18 protein-coding genes are annotated in these 19,203 nt (G+C 60.2%); 8 read left to right on the top strand and 10 right to left on the bottom strand.

Annotated features, from left to right (window positions below):
- Window positions 1–3: 3 nt before the first annotated feature.
- Window positions 4–1,479, bottom strand: coding sequence for an ATPase domain-containing protein (locus CJU94_RS27115; RefSeq protein ID WP_095422817.1), 1,476 nt, complete (start codon window positions 1,477–1,479; stop codon window positions 4–6).
- 358 nt (window positions 1,480–1,837) lie between these two features.
- Between CJU94_RS27115 and CJU94_RS27110 the strand changes: the two genes are divergently transcribed.
- The 3 genes from CJU94_RS27110 to CJU94_RS27100 all read left to right on the top strand — a co-directional run bounded on the left by CJU94_RS27110 (window position 1,838) and on the right by CJU94_RS27100 (window position 4,627).
- Entirely contained in the window at window positions 1,838–2,884 is a 1,047-nt protein-coding gene (locus CJU94_RS27110) for a phytoene/squalene synthase family protein (protein ID WP_095422816.1), read from the top strand.
- Between the two features lie 227 nt (window positions 2,885–3,111).
- Complete coding sequence (locus CJU94_RS27105) at window positions 3,112–4,284, top strand: acyltransferase family protein (protein ID WP_095421707.1); 1,173 nt, start codon at window positions 3,112–3,114, stop codon at window positions 4,282–4,284.
- Window positions 4,285–4,378: 94 nt separating this feature from the next.
- Window positions 4,379–4,627 (top strand): hypothetical protein, encoded by a 249-nt coding sequence (locus tag CJU94_RS27100; protein ID WP_095421706.1) that lies wholly within the window; start codon window positions 4,379–4,381, stop codon window positions 4,625–4,627.
- 365 nt (window positions 4,628–4,992) lie between these two features.
- Here CJU94_RS27100 and CJU94_RS27095 read toward each other — a convergent pair whose 3' ends face one another.
- From CJU94_RS27095 to CJU94_RS27060, 8 genes are all read right to left on the bottom strand, one after another.
- Window positions 4,993–5,310, bottom strand: a complete 318-nt coding sequence (locus CJU94_RS27095; RefSeq protein WP_095421705.1) for a DUF4148 domain-containing protein — start codon at window positions 5,308–5,310, stop codon at window positions 4,993–4,995.
- A gap of 206 nt (window positions 5,311–5,516) precedes the next feature.
- A complete protein-coding gene (locus CJU94_RS27090) occupies window positions 5,517–6,206 on the bottom strand; it encodes a hypothetical protein (protein WP_095421704.1) in 690 nt (229 codons plus the stop codon).
- Entirely contained in the window at window positions 6,206–6,688 is a 483-nt protein-coding gene (locus CJU94_RS27085; RefSeq protein ID WP_095421703.1) for a glycoside hydrolase family 108 protein, read from the bottom strand. Before CJU94_RS27085 ends, CJU94_RS27090 begins: the two co-directional genes overlap by 1 nt.
- A 100-nt stretch (window positions 6,689–6,788) precedes the next feature.
- On the bottom strand, window positions 6,789–8,222 hold the full coding sequence (locus CJU94_RS27080) for a tetratricopeptide repeat protein (RefSeq protein ID WP_095421702.1): 1,434 nt from the start codon (window positions 8,220–8,222) through the stop codon (window positions 6,789–6,791).
- A 376-nt stretch (window positions 8,223–8,598) separates the two neighbouring features.
- Window positions 8,599–8,865: a hypothetical protein gene (locus CJU94_RS27075; protein WP_095421701.1), complete on the bottom strand. Its 267-nt coding sequence runs from the start codon at window positions 8,863–8,865 to the stop codon at window positions 8,599–8,601.
- Between the two features lie 564 nt (window positions 8,866–9,429).
- On the bottom strand, window positions 9,430–10,293 hold the full coding sequence (locus CJU94_RS27070) for an ABC transporter permease (RefSeq protein ID WP_095421700.1): 864 nt from the start codon (window positions 10,291–10,293) through the stop codon (window positions 9,430–9,432).
- A 16-nt stretch (window positions 10,294–10,309) separates the two neighbouring features.
- A complete protein-coding gene (locus tag CJU94_RS27065) occupies window positions 10,310–11,104 on the bottom strand; it encodes an ABC transporter ATP-binding protein (protein ID WP_095421699.1) in 795 nt (264 codons plus the stop codon).
- Between the two features lie 42 nt (window positions 11,105–11,146).
- Window positions 11,147–12,166 (bottom strand): ABC transporter substrate-binding protein, encoded by a 1,020-nt coding sequence (locus CJU94_RS27060; protein ID WP_095421698.1) that lies wholly within the window; start codon window positions 12,164–12,166, stop codon window positions 11,147–11,149.
- Between the two features lie 261 nt (window positions 12,167–12,427).
- Here CJU94_RS27060 and CJU94_RS27055 point away from each other — a divergent pair, with 261 nt between their 5' ends.
- Together CJU94_RS27055 and CJU94_RS27050 are read left to right on the top strand one after the other, a co-directional pair.
- Window positions 12,428–13,105 (top strand): response regulator, encoded by a 678-nt coding sequence (locus CJU94_RS27055; RefSeq protein WP_095421697.1) that lies wholly within the window; start codon window positions 12,428–12,430, stop codon window positions 13,103–13,105.
- Complete coding sequence (locus tag CJU94_RS27050; protein WP_095421696.1) at window positions 13,095–14,489, top strand: sensor histidine kinase; 1,395 nt, start codon at window positions 13,095–13,097, stop codon at window positions 14,487–14,489. Before CJU94_RS27055 ends, CJU94_RS27050 begins: the two co-directional genes overlap by 11 nt.
- Window positions 14,490–14,666: 177 nt before the next feature.
- Here CJU94_RS27050 and CJU94_RS42585 read toward each other — a convergent pair whose 3' ends face one another.
- Complete coding sequence (locus CJU94_RS42585) at window positions 14,667–14,945, bottom strand: transposase (protein WP_095421695.1); 279 nt, start codon at window positions 14,943–14,945, stop codon at window positions 14,667–14,669.
- Between the two features lie 437 nt (window positions 14,946–15,382).
- On the opposite strand from CJU94_RS42585, the gene CJU94_RS27040 reads away from it, so the two are divergent.
- The 3 genes from CJU94_RS27040 to CJU94_RS27030 all read left to right on the top strand — a co-directional run bounded on the left by CJU94_RS27040 (window position 15,383) and on the right by CJU94_RS27030 (window position 19,092).
- Complete coding sequence (locus tag CJU94_RS27040) at window positions 15,383–16,261, top strand: EAL domain-containing protein (protein ID WP_157763814.1); 879 nt, start codon at window positions 15,383–15,385, stop codon at window positions 16,259–16,261.
- A gap of 393 nt (window positions 16,262–16,654) precedes the next feature.
- On the top strand, window positions 16,655–17,974 hold the full coding sequence (murJ, locus tag CJU94_RS27035) for a murein biosynthesis integral membrane protein MurJ (protein WP_157763813.1): 1,320 nt from the start codon (window positions 16,655–16,657) through the stop codon (window positions 17,972–17,974).
- On the top strand, window positions 17,971–19,092 hold the full coding sequence (locus CJU94_RS27030) for a glycosyltransferase family 4 protein (protein WP_095421693.1): 1,122 nt from the start codon (window positions 17,971–17,973) through the stop codon (window positions 19,090–19,092). The genes murJ and CJU94_RS27030 overlap by 4 nt, the downstream gene beginning before the upstream one ends.
- Window positions 19,093–19,203: the final 111 nt, after the last annotated feature.

Raw genomic sequence — 19,203 nt, 5'->3', positions numbered from 1 at the left:
TGACTACGTATTTCGTCGCGGCGGCAACGTGGCTGACAGGCCTGCCGCCGAATACATGCTCGCGGTACCGCCCGGGGCTTCGATCACGTCGAGACCCTGAGGCGAAATCACGAGCTCTCGCAAGGAGGTGTCGTGGGCGCTTTCGCGCTGTTTGACCACGGAAATCATGCGCCGCAGACCCGCCTCCGTTTCGGCGTAACGCAACAACAGGAGATTCTCGGTCAACGCCGAGACGCGCACGCTCCGGGAATGGCCTGGGTCGGCGTAGAGCGGCAATTCTTCAGTTAGCAGCGTCGTGACGCAGGCTTCGCGAAGCTGATGCAACAGTGCATTCAGGAACAGGCCGAAGCGCTCGGTGCGCAATGCGGAATCGCGGAAGCCTTCCACACCATCGATGACGATGCGCGATGCGCCGACCTTCTGGACCGTGGCGAGCGCGGTGGCCGCGAGTTCGTCGACGGCCAGTTCGATGGCCGGTTGCCACTGGATCACGAGCCGGCCGTCGTCATGCGCTTCGGTGAGGCCGATCGACACGGCCTCGGCTTTGCCGATGAGCCGCTGCGGTCCTTCGTAAAAGCCAAGGTACACACAGCGTTCGCCGCGCGCCACGCCAGCGGCGAGAAATTGCAGGCAGAGCAGCGTCTTGCCGACGCCCGACGGCCCGATCAGCGTCGTCGTGGAGCCTTGCGCAAAGCCGCCGCCCAGCAGGGTGTCCAGATGCGGCAGGCCGAAACCGAGGCGCGCTTTCAGATCCACCGGGCCGGGCTGTGCGGCGCATTGCGCTTCCAGTCGCGGGAACATCAACAGGCCGCTTTCGGCAATGCGGAAAAAATGCTTGCCCATTAAATGATTGCGCGCGCGCATCTTGTGGACTTCGATTTCGCGCGCGCGGCGCATGCCGTCGTTGTACCGGTTCAGCTCGATCAGACCGTCGACCAGCGTGTGCTCCGGATGCGGTTCGTTGCCCGAAAGCGGCGCGAGCAGCAGGGTCGTGCAATCCATGGCCGCGACCAGCGCGTTCAACTCGTGGATGAACTTCGACAGCGACAATTCGGTTTCGCTGAATTCGCGCGCGCTGCGAAAGCCGTCGATGATCATCAGGCTCGGGCGGTAATCGTAAATGCTCGAGGCGATCAGCTTGAGGAAGCCGTCGAGACCGTCCTGCATCAGTTCGTGATAGCCGGAGACGAACAGCATCTGCTGTGCGACGGCTTTTTCGTCGAAGAAGCTCAGACCCTTCAGATGCCCCAGGAGCTTGTCGTGCGATTCGGCGATCAAGGTCATATACAGCACCTTCTCGCCCTGGCTTACACGATGAAAGCCAATCTGGCTCGACAGAATCGTCTTGCCGGCGCCGGCCATGCCTTCCAGCAGGTAGACGCCGCCGCGGACCAGACCTCCGCCCAGGATCTCGTCGAGACCGGGGACGCCTGTTTCCACGTTGGATCGGGAAGACGTCGGAGATTCGTGGATAGTCATTGTCGAAGTGTCATTCAAGGTGCGCGGAATCGACGGCTCGCCCTTGAACCGTCTGTTGTTCAAACTACTTTTGCCAGCAATCCGTGTTCCCGAAGCAGGACGGCTACGGCGCGCGTCGGCATGGATGCGGCGAATTCTACCTGGTGCCGGGCCGGTTGGCGAACGGGCAATGTCGGCGCGGCGGGTAGGGACTAGCGGCGAATGGGCGCGGCAAAGGTCGATCCACTCGGCGCCACGCGGGCAAGCGTTTCAAACGGTGCAACTGGAGCGGGAAAAAGAGTTGAGCGCGCGCGCCGTATACAATTCGGCAGCGCCGGATTTCTGTCCGCTTTTCGCCCATACTGACCTGATCCCATTCATGCCGAATCCGACCCGGGCCTTCCTTCTCGGCCCGCTCCTGAAAGGCGTTTCACGCTCCTTTTATCTCACGCTGCGCGTGCTGCCCGTCGGGATGCGCGATCCGATCGGACTTGCCTACCTGCTGGCGCGCGCGGCCGACACGATCGCGGATACCTCGCTGATCTCGCCTGAACAACGCCTCGCCTTGCTGCTGTCGCTACGCGAGCAGGTGAATGGCGCGGCGGACGACGGCGCGCTGTTCCGGCGCATGGCCGCCGAAGTGGCGGGGCAGCAGGTCCAGTCGGATGAGAAGGTCCTGCTCGAATCGCTCGGTCCCGCGCTCGACGTGCTACTGCAACTGAGCGAGTTCGATCGCAAGGCCGTGCGCGAGATCGTCACGACGTTGACCGAGGGCATGGAGTTCGACCTTCGCACCTTTCCGGACGAACGTTCCGGCCGGATCGCGGCGCTGCGCGAATACGACGAACTCGACCGCTATACGTATCTGGTGGCGGGCTGCGTCGGCGAATTCTGGACCACGATGACCTACGCGCACATGCCCGGCACGCTGAGGGAGCAACCCGACACCATGGCACGGCGCGGCGTGCGTTTCGGCAAGGCACTGCAAATGACCAACGTGCTGCGCGATTGCGGCAAGGATTTGCGCATCGGCCGCTGCTACCTGCCGCAGACCCTGCTCGACCGATATGGTCTGAGCGCGCAAGACCTGCTGCTGCCGGCCAACTCCGTGCGTGCCCGACCGTTGATGATCGAGCTTCTGCGCAAGACACTCGATCATTTCCGCGAAGCCCTCGACTACACGCTGGCCATTCCCGCGTCCGCGGTACGGCTGCGTCTTGCGAGCCTGTGGCCGATTCTGATCGGCCTGGAGACGCTGATCCTTCTGGTGGACAACGACGCCTGGCTCGATCCGCAAAAAGTCTCCAAAGTTCGGCGCAACAAGGTGTATCAGATCATCGCCTGGTCGCTGTTGCTGGTGCCTTCGAATGGGCTCGTGCGCAACGCCGTCGAACAGCGAATCAGGCAGATCGAAGCGCGCTTCTGAATCTCTTGAGCCATTTGCTGTTCCGTTGGAGACCCGCGGCATGATCCGGAACAGCAGGCATCCGCTGCGCAACATCACACGCCGGCTCGCGACCTTGCGCGCGATGCGAATGGTCTCGCCGTATTCCACCGGATAGCCCGTCACCTGTGCAGTGTGGGGGAGCGTACCGAATAAAAACAGGGTGGGCCTTAGTTTGTTGGACAACCTCTCTGCCCGATCCGACTCACATGGCGCTTGCCGACAAACACCATTGCGACACGCTGGACCTGATCCGCGCACTGGCGGCAGGCGCGGTATGCATCAGTCATCTGCGCAATCTCATGTTTGTCGATTACCGTTCGAGTGCCGCCATGGGACTCGCGGGCAAGGCGTTCTATTTCGTCAGTAACTACGGCCACACTGCGGTGATCGTATTTTTCCTGCTGAGCGGATACTTTGTGGGCGGTTCGGTGTTGCGCCAGGTCCAGGCGGGAACCTGGACCTGGCAGCGCTATCTGACCGAACGCATGTCGCGGCTGTGGATCGTGCTGATTCCCGCTCTGCTGCTGACCATGTTCTGGGACCGCCTGGGCATCGCATTGGGAGGCGGGTCCTTTTATCTCGGGACCGAGGGTACGTTCGATCAGCAGATCAACGTCGCATCGCATCTCGGAGGCGCGACGCTAGCTTGCAACCTCGTGTTCCTGCAGACCCTCGCGTGCGGCACCTATGGATCCAATGGGCCGTTGTGGAGTCTCGCCAACGAGTTCTGGTATTACCTCTGGTTCCCCGCGTGCTTCGTACTACTGCGTCAGCGGCGTGGCTTCGCGGCCTTCGCGGCGGCTGCACTCGCACTCGCCACGATGATCGCGTTCCCGTCGCTTCTGAGCGGGTTCGGCCTCTGGCTGCTCGGCGTCATCCTGGTGGTTCTGGAAAGGCGCTTTGCGGCGCGGAGCGTGCGTACGGGCTTGCCCTGGTTCACGCTGGCAAGCGGAGCGGCGTTTCTCGCCGCGCTGGTGTGCTCGCGTTTGTTCCTGTGGAGCAACGACTGGGCCGTTGGCGTGCCGTGTTTCATTTTCCTGCGTTGCATTCTCTGGGAAAACGTTCGCCTGCGTCCGGCGCTCCTGTCGCGTATCGCGATACGCTTCTCCGCATTCTCCTATTCGCTGTATCTCACGCATTTCTCGTTCATTCTGTTCGTCGCCGCAGTCGGGTTCGGGCACCGTATCCAGTTCGACGCTCGCGGTGTGCTGGTGCTCATGAGCATGCTCGTCGCGTGTTACGTCTATGCGTACACGGTATATCTGCTGTTCGAGCAGAATACCAAACGCGCGCAGAGGAGCATCCAGAAGTTCCGTTTTGTGCGCGCAACGCCGGATTCAGTCACCCCGCATAGCGGCTCGCGTGGAAGCATTACCTGATTTAATCTGCATCATGGAATACCGTTCGATCGGGAAACCCCTAGGACCAAGCATCCATGGTTCGCGTTAGTCTGCTCAAAAGAGGAGGCGAACCATGAGACAAGCGTTCAATATTGCCGTGGTGCTGCTGCTTGGCTATCTGATGGCAGATAGGGCGCTGATGCGCGCGCAAGCAGGAGAAATGGGCACGATAACCTGCCACCAGGGTGCCGAGCTGGTGAAGTCGAGCGCGCTGAAAAAAGGTTTCGGGGACATCGGGGCCAGCAGCCAGGGCGAGAATTTTCTATCGAGCTGCCTCGTCACCGGGCGCGGTCAAGTGGGCGATCTGGTGGCGCGCGACTGATTCGATTCGCGAGCCCACTATCTGAAACCGGCCCACAGGCGCCTGTTTCAACGACTCTGGCGATACACGCAGAAGTCTCGCCAAACCACTTGCCGGTAAAAAGCGCCCGGACCGCGAAGGTCCAGGCGGAAGCCATCGGGAGCCCGATGACGGAGGTAAGGAATACACAACTGGCCCGCGATCGGGAGTACTCGGTCGCGGGCCAGTTCATTTGAATCAGTGCGCGTATGCCGTGCACGCGCTGAGCGTCGGGCGGCGCGCGATTTCTCGCGCCTGCACCGGCCGTGGCCCGCCGACGGCAGGTTACGGCCGGGTTACCGCTTGCTTACCGCATGACCGACGCCTGGTTGCCGCTTATCTACCGCTTAATTGCCGAAGTAGATCGACTTCGGGCCGTTGGCGAGTTCCGGGCGGCCCGATTGCGACGCGCCACTCACCACGCCACCGAAGCCGCTTTGCGCTGCCTGCGCGGTTCCGTTCTGAGCGTCGACGCGAGCTTGCGCGGCCTGAATGTCAGCCGGGTAGTGCGGGTCGTCGCGGCCCGGTTGATAGCCGGCCTTTTCCAGTTGAATCAGTTCGGCGCGCACTTGGGCGCGGGTCACAGGCTGGTTTGACTGCGCAAACGAAGCAACAGGCGCGGCCAGGACGGTGGCAATAACAACTGCTTGAATGAGCGATTTCATGATGAACTACCTCCAGTTCGGTTTTTGTGTTGCTACGAGCGTTCTCGTTCGTAGTCAGTGATTGCATTGTAGTTTTGCGACCTGGAGAGAGTAATCACCGTTTCAGGTATTGTTTGTTGCCGAATCTGAGACAAAGACGGCAACGGACGATGCCCGGGGCGAGCCGCTCGCTCGCCGGGTGCATCGTCCGGATTGCGCTCTGCGGGTCAGCTGCCCGAAAAGATCGGACCTTGGCCGCCCGGCGCGAACTGCTGGAATACCTCGCCATGCGAGGGTGCGCTGGCCGCTGCTGGACGTGGTGCAGAAGTGGCGGGCTCGCGCAGCGTGACCGCGCTGTCCGGCGTAATGGGCACGCTGGGCTTGGCGAGTAGCTCGGTCTTTCGCATCGATCCGACCGAGGTGCCGAAGTAATATCCGATGATGCTGATCCACGCCGTACCGAGGGCGCCGACGATCACGTTGACGAGATCCTTGTTCGGCCCCGGCAGCGGTTGGAAGGCCATGAGCAACAGAATGCCGAAGAAACCCGCGGTAACCGCCATGGCGAGCACCTTGGGCACCCAGTCCTTATTGCTGATGGCCATGGCGCGCGCGTCGGCCCGATCGGCGGCCTGGATGCGCGCCATGTCGCTTTCGTGCGCGAGGCCCGCCTGGGCGGCAGTGACCATCAGTTGTTGCAGCTGCAACGAGTTCGCACTCTCCGCCTGACGGATCTTCTCCAGTGCGCCGGGATCGTTCAACGCGGGTTCCACGAAGGCGGGATCGCTAGGCGTTCCGAGTGCATGTGAAATGATCGAAGCGGCGGCGGTCACGCCCAAGCCGACCGGTCCTCCCACGAGCCCGGCGAGCAGGGGGGCCGCGCTGCCAATATTCGATGCCACTTTTGACCAGTCCATCATGCTGCTCCCAGGAGAAGATTCGCGGCCATTCTTTCTGTCCATCCACGGCTGAAATTGGGCCATGCATGCAGGTTCCGCAGATAACGCAAACGAAAGGCGGCAAAGCGCATGACAAACTTCAGCGGGTCCGCGCTTTTGACCGCGTCCAGTGTGTCCGGGCCGAACTTGCCATCTTCTTTCGCGCCGGACGCCTTTTGCATCCACAACACCACCAGCCCGCCGTTGTAATTGGCGTCGAATATCTGAAAGGCCACTCGCGGGTCGAGTTCATCGAGGTGCAAGGGATCCCAGTACTTCTGCTTCGCGATCTGTTTCGCGGTATCCAGCGGCAGATCTTTCATGGCCCCGGTATAGCCCTCGCTGCGCGCCACCCGTGCCGTCACGCCCCACATCGTTTCTCCGCCCGGGTCATGCGGATTGAAGGAGTACCCACCTTCATTGCCGATTAGAGCCTTGAACGCATCATCGAAGTTGTCCATCAATCATCTCCTCTTCCACTGTGTGCATGACTGCGACGGTAAAAATGCTTCTGGGCAAAGCCATCCGCATGGTGATTCATTCGGTATTGCCGGGTGCCTGTTAGGCCGTTTGAAACGGAAGCGCTGCGGGGGGATGCGAAACGGGTCTGATTTGTCTATCGGGTTTCGGCATGTCGGGGCGATCGCCTTCCTGAATCGCTTTCGCGACGCGCGCCAGACGACTTTCTCGCGCCGACAAAGTGCCCGCGTCGAGTTGCAACGCTTGCGCGTATTTGCGCGAGGCGCCGAGCAGATCGCCTTTGCGATCCAGTGCCCGGCCCCATTCCGCGTAGGAGGGCGCCAGATCCGGGCGCAGTGCGACCGCGCGGGAAAGTTTTTCGATCGCTTCGTCATAACGGCCGACCGTAACCAGCGCTTCGCCCCAATCGTGCAGGTTGTCGACAGAGTCCGGCTTCATGCTGTCAGCCTGCTTGAATGCGTCGAGCGCTTCGGAATAGCGATTCGCATGCAACAGCACGTCGCCGAGAAGACGCAGATTTTCAGCAGTCTTCGATTTCTCGCTCGCACCGGCTCGCAATGCTTCCAGTGCGTCGTCGATGCGATGCTGCTGTTCGAGTGCAATGCCGAGGCTTGCACGCAGCACCGCCGAATGCGTGTACACGGTCAGCGCTTCGCGGGTCTGCTGTTCGGCTTCTTTGGAGAGCCCCTGATTGGCGAGCAACCACGCTTTGCCAGCGAGCGCCCATTCGCCTTGCTCGGAGGCGGGCAGTGACAGCACTTCGTCGTAGATCGAGACGATCTCGCCGTAGTCGCATTGCGCGAGCGAGCACTTGGTCTTCTGGACTTGCGAATAGAGGTGACTGGCCAGAATATTCGGTTCGGCGAGACGCATGGCTTTGACAGCGATATCGTGCACGAACTTTTCCAGGTCGCGTCCTTCGAAAGGCACGGTGCTTTCGCGGGCATTGAACGGGCCGCCTTCAATCTGCACGTGGGCTATATAGGAGTCGGCGCTCTCGTTGACCTTGGTGATGCCGACGTGAACCACGACATCCGTGCGTTTTATGACGCCTTTGATGAAGCGCACTGTCGTCGCATACGACATCTCCTGGCCGGGAATCTGAATGTCCGGTTGCGCGTCGTTGTCGGTCATGGTGTCGTGAGGAATCGACTCGGCGTCCTGACCGATCGCTCTCATCGAAGACATGATGCGTTCCGCGAGAAAGTTCGACGTATAACCGCGTTCCACCAGCGACTGCGGCGTTTCGACCGGTGGCACCAGCAACTGCCGCGTGAGTACGCCGCGCACGACGAGGCAGAAGAAACCGACGGTGAGCACCGCGAAAACCCACGGCAAGACATACGGCCACAATTGCTTCGGACCCCGGCCGATGAAGCCGGCGGTCCGTAACCCGAGCGGCACGAATCCGGTGGCGAGGTGGCGGCCTCGAGTGCGGTGCTTCAAACCGCTTTCCGCAGAAAAGGGCCGGCTTCGCCACGTCACTGGACGACGCTGACTTTGCACGCTTGACATGACGCACCTCGATTCAACCGATGTTGGTAAGTGCACGACGGGGTGTCTTTTCTTACGCATCGACCGTGCCATAGCGCACGGTGTCTTATGCGGCGGGCGTGTATGCGATTGGGGCGATTGTGGGTGATGAAAATGTGTTGCGCGGGGGCCAACGAATACTGATAGTGAGTTTGGCGACGGGCGACAGGCTGCGGGAAAGTGGCGACTAACAGGGCCGACAATCACGACCAGGCGGCCGTTTCCACTGGACGCCGTATTCGCTTCGTCCGGTCGGGATCCCGTCGGGACGTTGACGCAAACACGGCGTCATTCATGCAGTGATGTGGACGGCTACTGGATTCAACAGAGCGGTCCCGCTCCAATGCTACGGCACGGTTCAATTGCCCCCTTTGAATAGATCTTGCAGGCGCGCCGCTTCCCCGCTTTTCTGCGATTGAACGAGTTGCTGGTAGACATCCGCGCGCGTCAGTCCCTGTGTTCTTGCAGGGCCGCCGGACATCGAAGTGGTGGCGGGCTGCCCGCCCATCGCGTCGGCTGCTGTCGGTTGCGCCTGCGCTGTACTCTCCGCGGTGGTGTCCTGAGCATGCGCTTGCCATGTAAACGCGCAAAGCAGTCCGCCTGCGATGATCAGAGCCTTCTTCATGTCCATCTCCTTCAAACCCTTGGCGCCACCCTCGCGGCACCCATTGCGAACGTCCGCCGGACATGCGCGCAACACATGCGGGACTTTCCGGCGGGACACAGGGCGGGGACTGTCACCGGCGTCCTTGTCGAATTGTGCGCAGCGCACCAGAGAGGTGCGTTATCGAAATACTTCGTGTAGCAAGGAAAGGTGCACGCTGAGGCTTTGTCGTTCGGCGACGGTTCAGAGAGCCGGTCTTGCCTCCGCCATGTGAAGCAGACGTACAGATCACATGCGGATTCAAGCATTAATCAGCCATCCTGAATGCGAATGCGGAAATATAGATATGAGGGGTGGCGCGCTCGACGTGATCCGTATTCAAGTTTCCATTTGGCTTACGCAGCGGATCGACTCGGCGATGCCATTTCGCATCGGCTCTGACTTACGACGCGGAGATACGTTGGGGCCACAGTCGAGCGGCAACGCGTGATCCACAATCCGTAAACGAAAAATGCCGTTCAGTCCACGACTGAACGGCATTAGCCTCGAAACAAGTGTCGCTGCCCAGGGACTAAGACATCCTGATCAAACCGCGGCCGGCCGCCACTTCAACAGACGGTGTTCGACCGCGGTCAACAGATAGTCTGCGGCCAGTGCGACCACAGCCAACACAATCATGGCGGCGAACACGCCACTTGCGTTGAACGCCCCTTGCGCGGTGGAAATCAGCAGACCGATACCCTGCTTCGAACCGAGAAACTCGCCCACCACCGCGCCGACCAGAGCAAAACCGAAGCTCACGTGCAAGCTCGCGAGAATCCAGCTCAGCGCCGACGGGATCACCACCGAGGTCGTCACCTGACGGCGCGACGCGCCGAGAATCTGCGCATTCGCAATCATGTAGCGATCGGCCTCACGCACGCCCTGGAAAGCGTTGGCGAATACGACGAAGAACACCATCACCACGGCCAGCGCCACCTTCGAGGCCATGCCCAGACCGAGCGCAATCACGAACACCGATCCGAGCACCACGCGTGGAATCGAGTTGGCGATCTTGATGTAGAGACTGAACACGTCGGACAGCAGTTTGTTGCGGCCGAGCACGATGCCGCAGAACACCCCGGCTACCGAACCGATAATGAAGCCGAGCCCCGTTTCTTCGAGCGTGACCCACACCTGGGTGAGCAGCGGGCCTTGCGAGGTGCCGTTCACGAACCAGTCGACGATCTGGTCGAAAATCGCGCTCGGCATCGAGAAGAAGAACGGGTCGATCCACTTCAGGCGCGCGGACAGTTCCCACCCGCCGAGTACGACCACCAGCACGACGATACGTAACGAGATCACCAGCGCGTGACGTTGCCGGATGCGTTTTTGGGCCACGCGCTCGACTTGCGCGAGCGACGCGGCGTCGATGCCCGACGGCATCATCTGTTGGGGGGTAGTAGACATATTTGCCATTCCTTGATTAACCAATCTGCACTTCTTCGCGCAGGTCGTGCCAGATGTCCCGCGAGATTTCGACGAAGCGCGGGTCGTAACGAACCTCCGAGGTCACGCGCGGACGCGGCAAATCGATTTCGTAGACTTTCTTGAGCGTAGCCGGGCGCGCGGTCAGAACGAACACGCGGTCGGCGAGCGCAATCGCTTCTTCCAGATCGTGCGTGACGAAGACCACCGATCCAACCCCTCCCCACAATTGCAGAAGCTCGTCTTGCATCAACGTGCGAGTCTGCATGTCGAGCGCGGAGAATGGCTCGTCCATCAACAGGATTTCCGGTTTGTTGATGAAGGTCTGCGCGAGCGCCACGCGTTTTCTCATACCGCCGGACAGTTGATGCGGATAGTGCTTGCCGAACTTGTCGAGGCCCACGCGGCGCAGCCACTCGTTGGCTTCGTCGTACGCGGCGGATTTCGAACGGCCGCGATACAGCGGGCCCGCCGCCACGTTGTCGAGCACCGAGCGCCACGGGAACACGGCGTCGGCCTGAAACACGAAGCCGATGCGCGGGTCGATGCCGTCCACCGGCGCGCCCATCACGCGCACTTCACCCGTGGTGGGTTTCAGCAAACCGGTAATCATGCTGAGTGTGGTGGACTTGCCGCAACCCGTCGGGCCGACTACCGCAACGAATTCGCCGCGCGCCACCGACATGCTGAAGTCGCGCAGCGCAATGGTCGCCTTGCCGTCGGGAGAAATGAAACGGCACGATACGTTGCGCATCTCGATCGCTGGCGTATCGCGTGAAATGGGTTGATTCATCGGCTGGTCCCTCGCTGTTCTCGTGACTTTGATTAAAGATCGTTACTTCGCCGCGGTCTTGACCGCTGCCGATACGTAGTCGTTGCTGTAGGTCTTGGCGAGATCGATATGCTTACCCTTCACCGAAGGATTGAACGCCGAGAGCACCTTGAGCACCGTGTCCGGACCGTCGGCCGGCATCTTGCCGTCCTTCGTGAACATCGGCAGCGACGCTTTCAACGCGCCGACGTACAGGTCTTTATTGTTGCCGTAGTAGTCTTTCGGCATCTTCGCGGCAATCTCTTCCGCGCTATGCGTCGCGATGAAGTTCAGCGTCTTCGCAAAAGCATGCGAGAGCTTTGCCGCTTCGTCCTTGTGCGACTCCGCCCACGCGCGCTGCACGTAGAAGCTCGATGCCGGATAGGTGCCGCCGAGCGCGGCGCGCGTGCCTTCCAGCGTGCGCATGTCGACCAGCACCTTGGCGTCGCCGGTCTTCAGCAACTGCGAGACGGTCGGCTCCGTCGTCATGCCCGCATCGATGCGGTTCTGCTTGATGGCCGCGATAAAGCTGTTGTCCGCGCCCACGGGCAGCAGCGTGTACTGCGTGGACGGCACACCTGCGCGTTGCGCGAGGTATTGCGTGAGAAAGCTGGTCGACGAGCCGAGCCCGGTCACGCCGAGCGTCTTGCCCTTCGAGTCGGCCATGCTCTTGAAGGTCTCGGACGCCTTGGTGGAGACCATCTCCACTTCACCCGGCACCTGGCCGAAGATCACGAGCGCCTGAACTTCCTTGCCCTTGCTCTGCAGGTCGATGGTGTGATCGTAGAAGCCGACCACGCCTTGCACCGCGCCTGCGAGCAGTTCGTTCTCCGCGTCGACGCCGGCCGGTTGCGAGAGGATTTCGACGTCGAGGCCTTCGTCCTTGAAGTAGCCGAGTTGCTCCGTGAGCTTGGCGGGCAGATAGATGATCTTGGTGGCGCCGCCGACCATGATCGTGAGCTTTTCAGCGTGAGCAGCAGCCGAAGCAGCGGCAAGGGTGAAGGCAAGACCTGACACGGCGGCAATCTGGCGCAAGGTACGCATGATGCAGTCTCCTTAGGTTTGGTCGCCGCTGGGTGAGGCACGCGGCGCTTTCTGGGTGAATGTCGGCGATTATAAAAATTTGAAACCTTCTGGCAGCTTTCTGGGCAGGCGGTAAATCATGGGTGTTAACCCGCAACCACACGACAACCCTGTCGCAGCGCCGCCCCGAAACGCCACGGCGTATGCCGCAAACCACAGCGGAAACGCGCAAGGCCGCTGTTTTACGGCACAATCAACGGCCTGACTTTTGCCGTTCCCGCCATGAAGCTGCTGCTGATCGAAGACAACCCCACATTGGCGCACTGGCTCGCGAAGATGCTGGAACAGGAGTCGTTCGCGCTCGACGCCGTGCAGGATGGCGACGCGGCCGACCAGTTGCTGCGCACCAACCACTACGACGTGATCCTGCTCGACCTGAATCTGCCCAAGCTGTCGGGCAAGAACGTGCTGCGCCGTCTGCGCCAGCGCGGCGACGCTACGCCGGTGCTGATCCTGACTGCGAGCGGCTCGATCGACGAAAAGGTCGAACTCCTCGGCGCCGGCGCGGACGATTATCTGGTCAAGCCGTTCGAAGTGCGGGAGCTGATTGCGCGGATCAAGGTGGCGATCCGCCGCCAGTCGCCCTCGAAGGCGAGCGAAGTGGTCTGTGGCGATCTGGCGTTCGACATCGACACGCGCCAGTTCACGCTAAAGGGTGCACCGCTGAACGTCACGCCGCGCGAGCGCTCGGTGCTCGAAACGCTGATCCTGCGGCTGGGCAAAACCGTCACGAAGCCGGCGCTGGTCGACGCGATCTTCACGCTCGCGGACGAGCCGAGCGAAGATGCCGTCGAAATCTACATCTCGCGTCTGCGCAAGAAACTCGACGGCAGCTCGGCGGCGATCGTCACGCTGCGCGGACTCGGTTACCTGCTGCGCAAGAAAGAAGATGACCAATAGTCTGCGCATGCGCCTGTTGTGGTGGTTGCTGGTACCGCTCGCGCTGTACGTGTTCGTGACCGGCAAGGCTGAATACGATAACGCGCGGCGCACCGCGGATCTGGTGCAGGACAATCAGTTGATCTCGTCCGCGCGCATGATCGCGGGCGAGGTGGAATGGGTGGACGGCATCTTGCGGGTGGATGTCCCGCCCGCCGCGCTCGAAGTATTCGTGTCGCCCTACCGGGATCAGGTGTTCTACAGCGTGAGCGTCGACGACGGCAGGCTGCTTGCGGGCACGCCTGAATTTCCCACGCGTGCCGCGCAGGCACCGGATACGCCCGATCACTACGACGCTCATGTGCAAGGTCACTCCGTGCGCGCGGTCGGCCTTGTCCGTCTCATGTACGACAACGGCGCGACGCGCCGCGTGCGCGTGACTGTCGGTAAAACCGTGCGCTCGCGTGACGCCATGGCCGAGCAGTTGTGGCAACCACAACTCGTGCGGCAGATCGAGATGATCGTGCTCGCGGTGGCGCTGGTATGCATCGGTCTGACTTTCGAATTGCGGCCGCTGATGAAAGTGAAAGAGGATGTGGCGGACCGCGATCCAATGCAACTCGCGCCGATTCGTGTCGAGCGGCTGCATACCGAGTTGCGGCCGATCGTCGAAGCAATCAATCAGTGCATTGCGCGGCTCGGCGTTCAGGTGGCCGCGCAGCGCCGCTTCATCGCTGACGCCGCGCACCAGTTGCGCACGCCACTCACGTTGTTGGGCACGCAGTTGCAGTTCGCGCGTCAGCAGGAGGGTTTGAATCCGGCTCTGGACGAAGCACTGGCCGCCATGCATCGCAGTAATCGTTCGATGGTGGGACTGACGAACAAGCTACTGTTGCTCGCGCAAGCCGAGGCTGCCGACAACACGCAGCTCGCCTTGGAGACGGTGGATCTGGTTCCGCTCGCCATGGAAGTCGTGGAAGATCTCGCACTGCTCGCACAGGCGCGCGGCATCGATCTCGGTGCCGAACTGAACGGCGCCGCGCCGGTGGCGGGGCACTGTGGCCTGCTTCAGGCATTGATCGCGAATCTCGCTGAGAATGCGATTCGCTATACCGGCAGCGGCGGTCATGTCACGGTGGGCGTGGATGCCGACGCGGAGACCGTCACCGTGAGCGTGTTGGACGATGGTCCAGGCATTCCTGCCGAGTCGCGCAGCCGCGTGTTCGAGCCTTTCTTCCGGGCGTCGGCGGATACGGAAGGCACCGGGCTCGGCCTCGCGATCGTGCGTGAAATCGCGGATACCCATCACGGCGAGATCACGCTGAAGCCTGGCGAAGGTGGCAAAGGCGTGCATATCAGCGTGTCGTTTCCACGGGCAGTGGCAGCGCAACTGCCCACGGTTTAAAGCCGCAGGCAGGATCGGCAAGGCAACGGCAAGGCAGCGGCAACAGCGGGTAGGTTTCCCGCTGAATTTACTGGCTGGCTGTGGTTCTGCATCGATGCGATCGGCAGATCGCGACACGCTAAACGGCAAATCGCATCTGATTCGATATGGTATGCGAAGCAAATTCAGATATGCCGGTTAGCAGGTCGACAACTCCGGGTCACACATTGGAAGAAGCTCATTGACCTGGTCGAGCACGCCTGTCTTCTTCCAGGTGATATATCGAAGATAACAAGTCTGCTGCGGCGGGAAAGTGGCAGGAAGCCTGTGCCATTTCTCCTTTCTTTGCTGCAACCAGAGTATCGCGTTGAGAATCTCGCGATCGCTGCGACGAGGTCGCCCGCGTGCGGAACGAAGGTCGGGAAAGAGACCTTGGACCCTTGCCCAGTCGGCGTCAGAAAGAGGGATTTGTAGCATTGGCTGCCCCGGAACACTGTGTGAGGAATGCGCAGCCGTTGTCCGCTGCATGTGTGGCGATACTAGTAAATCTTTCTTTATCGGTCAAATAGTCTTGTTGCGACGCGTCGCGGTAAATTGTTCAGCACTTCAGCACGCCATGCGTTTGATTTCGCTGCCGTATCGGATTTGGGCAGTGTCGCGCAACATCGGATTCGCTGCCGGCGGTCACATCGATGTGCTGTGCAACGTAACATGAAGCGCAACGCTACGTAACACGCAACAGCGCGCAAACGTTTGGCGGAGAATTTCACACTTCGGCAAACTCGCGTCAGGTACTGCGCAATTCGCTGCGGGACCGGCGTTTCCGTCAATTCGAGCGGCCCTTCCACAGCAGACGTCGCCTCGGTTGGCATGACATGTGCATATAGCGGCCGTAACCAAAAAGTAAATTCGCCATGCACACGCTCGACTACTCAAAACCTGGACTGCCTGCTCGCGCGCGCATGAAGCACGCCGCCCGTATGACGCAAGACGACCTGGAGGATGCCGGTGATATCCCTGTGGGTCTGAGCGAATTCGAAAACCGCGCATTGCAGGGGTTGAGCGCAGGTGAATTTCATCTCGTGTTTCAAGGCGCATATCGCGCCGCAAGCGGAACGCTCGCGCGCCTGGAAGCGCAGCTTCGTTGGGCGCATCCGGATTACGGCGTGCTGCTTCCCGGCAGTTTCATGATGCCGATCGAGCATCCGCAGATGGCGTTGGACATGGCCCTGTTCGTCGTGGATGGGGTATGCCGAGAACTGCGTGACTGTCACGAGGTGAAGCTGCCATTGCAGTCGGTTGCGATCGCGATGCCGGCTCACGTGGCGCTGCATGAATCGCTCGCGGGCGAGATTACGCGCGTGGCCGCCTCGTATGGCGTTTCGCCTCGGCTGTTTGAAATCGAAGTTTCAGACAGCGCTGAAGCGGCAAAACTTCTCCCTTTGCGCACGCTGACTGGGAGTCTTCGCGATGCCGGCGTCAGTATCACGCTCGGCAATTGGGGCAACGGCGGGTCGTCGATGGCGCTGCTCGGCGGGCTCGACGTGGATACCGTGACGGTCGCGCGTGAGCTGATGGCGACAGTGCCGCGCGATAAGCGGGCGGCGGCGGTGATGGCTGCGCTGATGGATCTGCTGCACGCGCTCGACCTGGGGGTTGTGGTGAATGGTGTCGACACTGAGGAGCAGTTGCGGTGGTTGAGTCGCTGGCCACTGGCTCTGGTGCAAGGTTCGCTATTTTCGCTTCCACAACTCGGGCTGGCTAGCATGTTCGCGTTTCGCGGCGAGGCGTGATCGCCATGCCAGATGTTACGTAACGCTGTGTCGAGCGATGTGCTGCGAGTGATGTTCAAACGTGATGAGAGGGATGATGTTCCCCTGATGGCAGGGTTTTCCGTCGGATCGAAGTCGACAGTCGCACAAAAGAACGATCGGCTCGCCCGGTGCCCTCCTCACAGCGGATCAAGCATGAGCAGCGGTGGATACTGTTTAAAACAGCCGGTCTGGTCGCGGGGCGATCCGATCAATTGAACATCGTCGCAAGACATAGTGTGGGCTGAGTTGATTGGCTCAGCGGCTGCGGCTTATCCGCACTGCACTCTATTGCTCTCCGATGTTCCACACCAGGACTTTCCCGTGTAGCGCCCGATGAGACCAACACAACCACCTGCTGGAAGATGGCAGGGCTTGAATCTTCACGATGACCACAAGCGCATCGGCAGAAATGCACTTTTCATCCTGGTCTTCGTCCTCATTGGGCGGTGCGCGGGTGCGCTGAAAGAGATTGCCATTGCGAATTTCTACGGCGTTAGTCCGATCGTCGACTCGTTTCAACTGACCTTCAATCTAATGACCTGGGTTCCAGGCACCCTGGTTTCAGTGCTTGGGATTGTATTGGTTCCTTTGCTGGTCCACGTCCGCATGCTGGAGGATGACGAACGCGTTCTGTTCCTGGCGGAGTTGAACACCGCAGTCGTTGCAACGGGATGTGCGATCGGTGCTCTGCTTTATCTGGCATGGCCGTACGTCTTGCACGTCTTCGCAACAAACCTGTCTGCCGAGAGCGTTCAATTTTCGATGCAGTTTTCAAAGGGACTTGCCCCACTGGCCGTCGAGATTTTGCTGATTGCGCAATTTTCGGCGAGACTTCAGGCACAGGAAAAGCATGTCAACTCGATGTTGGAGTGCGTGCCGGCTGCGACCTTGCTAATTGCAATTGTCCTGTTTCACAAGGGCCATGCCGTTCATTCGCTAATGCTGGGTACCCTTGCTGGTTTCGGCTTGCAGGCACTCTGTCTATATGGTGCTGTCAGACTGAATGACGACATAGGAGCTCCTTTCAAATTTGGCTTTGAATCTCGCCACTGGCCCGATCTTCTGCGCTCCATTGGACTTTTCTCTATCGGCCAGATAGTCCTCTGCCTGGCTATTCCACTTGATCAGTTCTTCGCTGTCAAACTCGGTCCGGGAGGAGTGGCAACCCTGGGCTATACCAACCGGATTCTGGCGCTGATTTTGGCTGTCGGCGCGTTGGCAATAGGGCGCGCCATTCTGCCCGTTCTGACAGATGTCATGCAAACGCGGTCACAGGAGAGGGCTATAGGGATCGCGCTGAAGTGGTGCGCCGTCATGTTTATCGCGGGGTTGACTGTTGTGATGCTTGGATGGCTAGGGGCAAGCCTGTTGGTGGAGATCCTGTTTCAGCGAGGCGCATTTACGGCCCACAACACTCAAATGGTCGCTGCTGCGTTGCGCCCTGGCCTTCTCCAGGTCCCGTTCAACTTCGGCATGATCGTCCTTATGCAGATGTTCTCAAGCCTGAAGCGATACCGAATCATGTCGGTCATTGCCGCGTTCGGATTCGTCACGAAAGTAATCGCCAGCTTTTTCCTTGTAAGACTTCTGGGGGTTGAGGGCATTTTGCTTGCGACATCGATCATGTATGTCTCGATCTTTAGTGCGTATCTTTTTGTCGCGCATCGTTTGACACAGGAGACTGCGCAATGAAAATCGTGGTAGTTGTCAACTCCCTTGGCAGCGGTGGAGCGGAACGCGTTGCGACCACGCTGGCGAATGCGTGGGCCGATGCAGGAGCAAAGGTGCAGCTTGTCGCCACCTATTCCGGCCGTGGAACCATTTTCTATCCTGTCGGCCCGGGGGTTGCAGTCAGGTTTCTAGCCGACATGGTGCCGGGTCGCTCGGCGGGAAAACTGTTCTTCTTTCTCCGGCTTGGAAAACTTAGGCAAATAATCAGGAGCGAACGTCCAACGGTTGTCGTTTCGCACTTGACGAACGTCAATGTGATGACCATCCTGGCAACGTGTCTACTGAGAGTCCCGCTCATTATTTGTGAACACAATAACCCGCTGGTCGACGGAAGATCCCTGTTCTGGCGAATCGCATCACGGCTAACCTATAGATTTGCCAGTTGCGTTTCGGTTCTTACGCATGACGTTGTCGCACCCTATAAAGCCCTCTTGCCGGGTGTCGGAAACATGGCGGTAATCCCGAATCCGCTTCCCGCGGACATGCCGTCAGCGCCTATGCGGCCGAATGGAGCATCCGGTCGTTTCCGCGTGGTTGGGGTAGGACGTTTGCAGTACCAGAAACAATTTGATCTTCTGATCAGGATGTTCTCCCGTCTGTCAAAAGAATTCGACAATTGGGACCTTTATATATGGGGCGAAGGTCCGGAGCGTCCTGCTCTTGAGGAGTTGATCGATCAGCTTGGCCTGCGGCGCCGGGTCTTCCTGCCGGGGCGAACAAACGCTCTCTGGGAGGAACTGGCAAATTGCGACCTCTTTGCTCTCTCCTCCCGCTTCGAAGGCTGGTCGATGGCCCTCATGGAAGCCATGGCGCTAGGACTGCCAGCTGTCGCCTTCGACTGTCCGAGCGGGCCGCGCGACCTGACGGAGCGCGGCGTATCCGGGCGCCTGGTCGAGAACGGAAACGCCGACGATTTCGTAGCCGCGTTGCGCTCGATGATGTCGAAATCTTCGGCCGACCGCCAATCTCTTGGACGTCTAGGCGCAGACTCGGTCCGCGGTCGGTTTTCTCTTGCGAGGGTGACCGCGTTATGGGATGCGGAGTTTCGCAAAATTGGAGTCCTCGAGGAGGTGCGGTAGAGCCGGTGGCACGAGGCAAGACTTGTGCCTCTGGGCAGACGCGGCGTGCATTAAGGAGCCTTGATCGCGGACCTACCGCGCTACAAACCGATGCATCGCCCAGTCCGAATG

The sequence above is a fragment of the Paraburkholderia aromaticivorans genome (assembly GCF_002278075.1).
Taxonomy (GTDB): Bacteria; Pseudomonadota; Gammaproteobacteria; order Burkholderiales; family Burkholderiaceae; genus Paraburkholderia; species Paraburkholderia aromaticivorans.
The sequence above is the reverse complement of the archived record's forward strand: the minus strand, read 5'-3'. Positions and strand labels throughout refer to the sequence as shown.

What these genes read in the sequence shown, in the direction of transcription:
- CJU94_RS27115 (WP_095422817.1), bottom strand. Translation starts at nt 1,479, where the DNA reads ATGACTATCCACGAATCTCCGACGTCTTCCCGATCCAACGTGGAAACA.
- CJU94_RS27110 (WP_095422816.1), top strand. Translation starts at nt 1,838, where the DNA reads ATGCCGAATCCGACCCGGGCCTTCCTTCTCGGCCCGCTCCTGAAAGGC.
- CJU94_RS27105 (WP_095421707.1), top strand. Translation starts at nt 3,112, where the DNA reads ATGGCGCTTGCCGACAAACACCATTGCGACACGCTGGACCTGATCCGC.
- CJU94_RS27100 (WP_095421706.1), top strand. Translation starts at nt 4,379, where the DNA reads ATGAGACAAGCGTTCAATATTGCCGTGGTGCTGCTGCTTGGCTATCTG.
- CJU94_RS27095 (WP_095421705.1), bottom strand. Translation starts at nt 5,310, where the DNA reads ATGAAATCGCTCATTCAAGCAGTTGTTATTGCCACCGTCCTGGCCGCG.
- CJU94_RS27090 (WP_095421704.1), bottom strand. Translation starts at nt 6,206, where the DNA reads ATGGACTGGTCAAAAGTGGCATCGAATATTGGCAGCGCGGCCCCCCTG.
- CJU94_RS27085 (WP_095421703.1), bottom strand. Translation starts at nt 6,688, where the DNA reads ATGGACAACTTCGATGATGCGTTCAAGGCTCTAATCGGCAATGAAGGT.
- CJU94_RS27080 (WP_095421702.1), bottom strand. Translation starts at nt 8,222, where the DNA reads ATGTCAAGCGTGCAAAGTCAGCGTCGTCCAGTGACGTGGCGAAGCCGG.
- CJU94_RS27075 (WP_095421701.1), bottom strand. Translation starts at nt 8,865, where the DNA reads ATGAAGAAGGCTCTGATCATCGCAGGCGGACTGCTTTGCGCGTTTACA.
- CJU94_RS27070 (WP_095421700.1), bottom strand. Translation starts at nt 10,293, where the DNA reads ATGTCTACTACCCCCCAACAGATGATGCCGTCGGGCATCGACGCCGCG.
- CJU94_RS27065 (WP_095421699.1), bottom strand. Translation starts at nt 11,104, where the DNA reads ATGAATCAACCCATTTCACGCGATACGCCAGCGATCGAGATGCGCAAC.
- CJU94_RS27060 (WP_095421698.1), bottom strand. Translation starts at nt 12,166, where the DNA reads ATGCGTACCTTGCGCCAGATTGCCGCCGTGTCAGGTCTTGCCTTCACC.
- CJU94_RS27055 (WP_095421697.1), top strand. Translation starts at nt 12,428, where the DNA reads ATGAAGCTGCTGCTGATCGAAGACAACCCCACATTGGCGCACTGGCTC.
- CJU94_RS27050 (WP_095421696.1), top strand. Translation starts at nt 13,095, where the DNA reads ATGACCAATAGTCTGCGCATGCGCCTGTTGTGGTGGTTGCTGGTACCG.
- CJU94_RS42585 (WP_095421695.1), bottom strand. Translation starts at nt 14,945, where the DNA reads ATGCTACAAATCCCTCTTTCTGACGCCGACTGGGCAAGGGTCCAAGGT.
- CJU94_RS27040 (WP_157763814.1), top strand. Translation starts at nt 15,383, where the DNA reads ATGCACACGCTCGACTACTCAAAACCTGGACTGCCTGCTCGCGCGCGC.
- CJU94_RS27030 (WP_095421693.1), top strand. Translation starts at nt 17,971, where the DNA reads ATGAAAATCGTGGTAGTTGTCAACTCCCTTGGCAGCGGTGGAGCGGAA.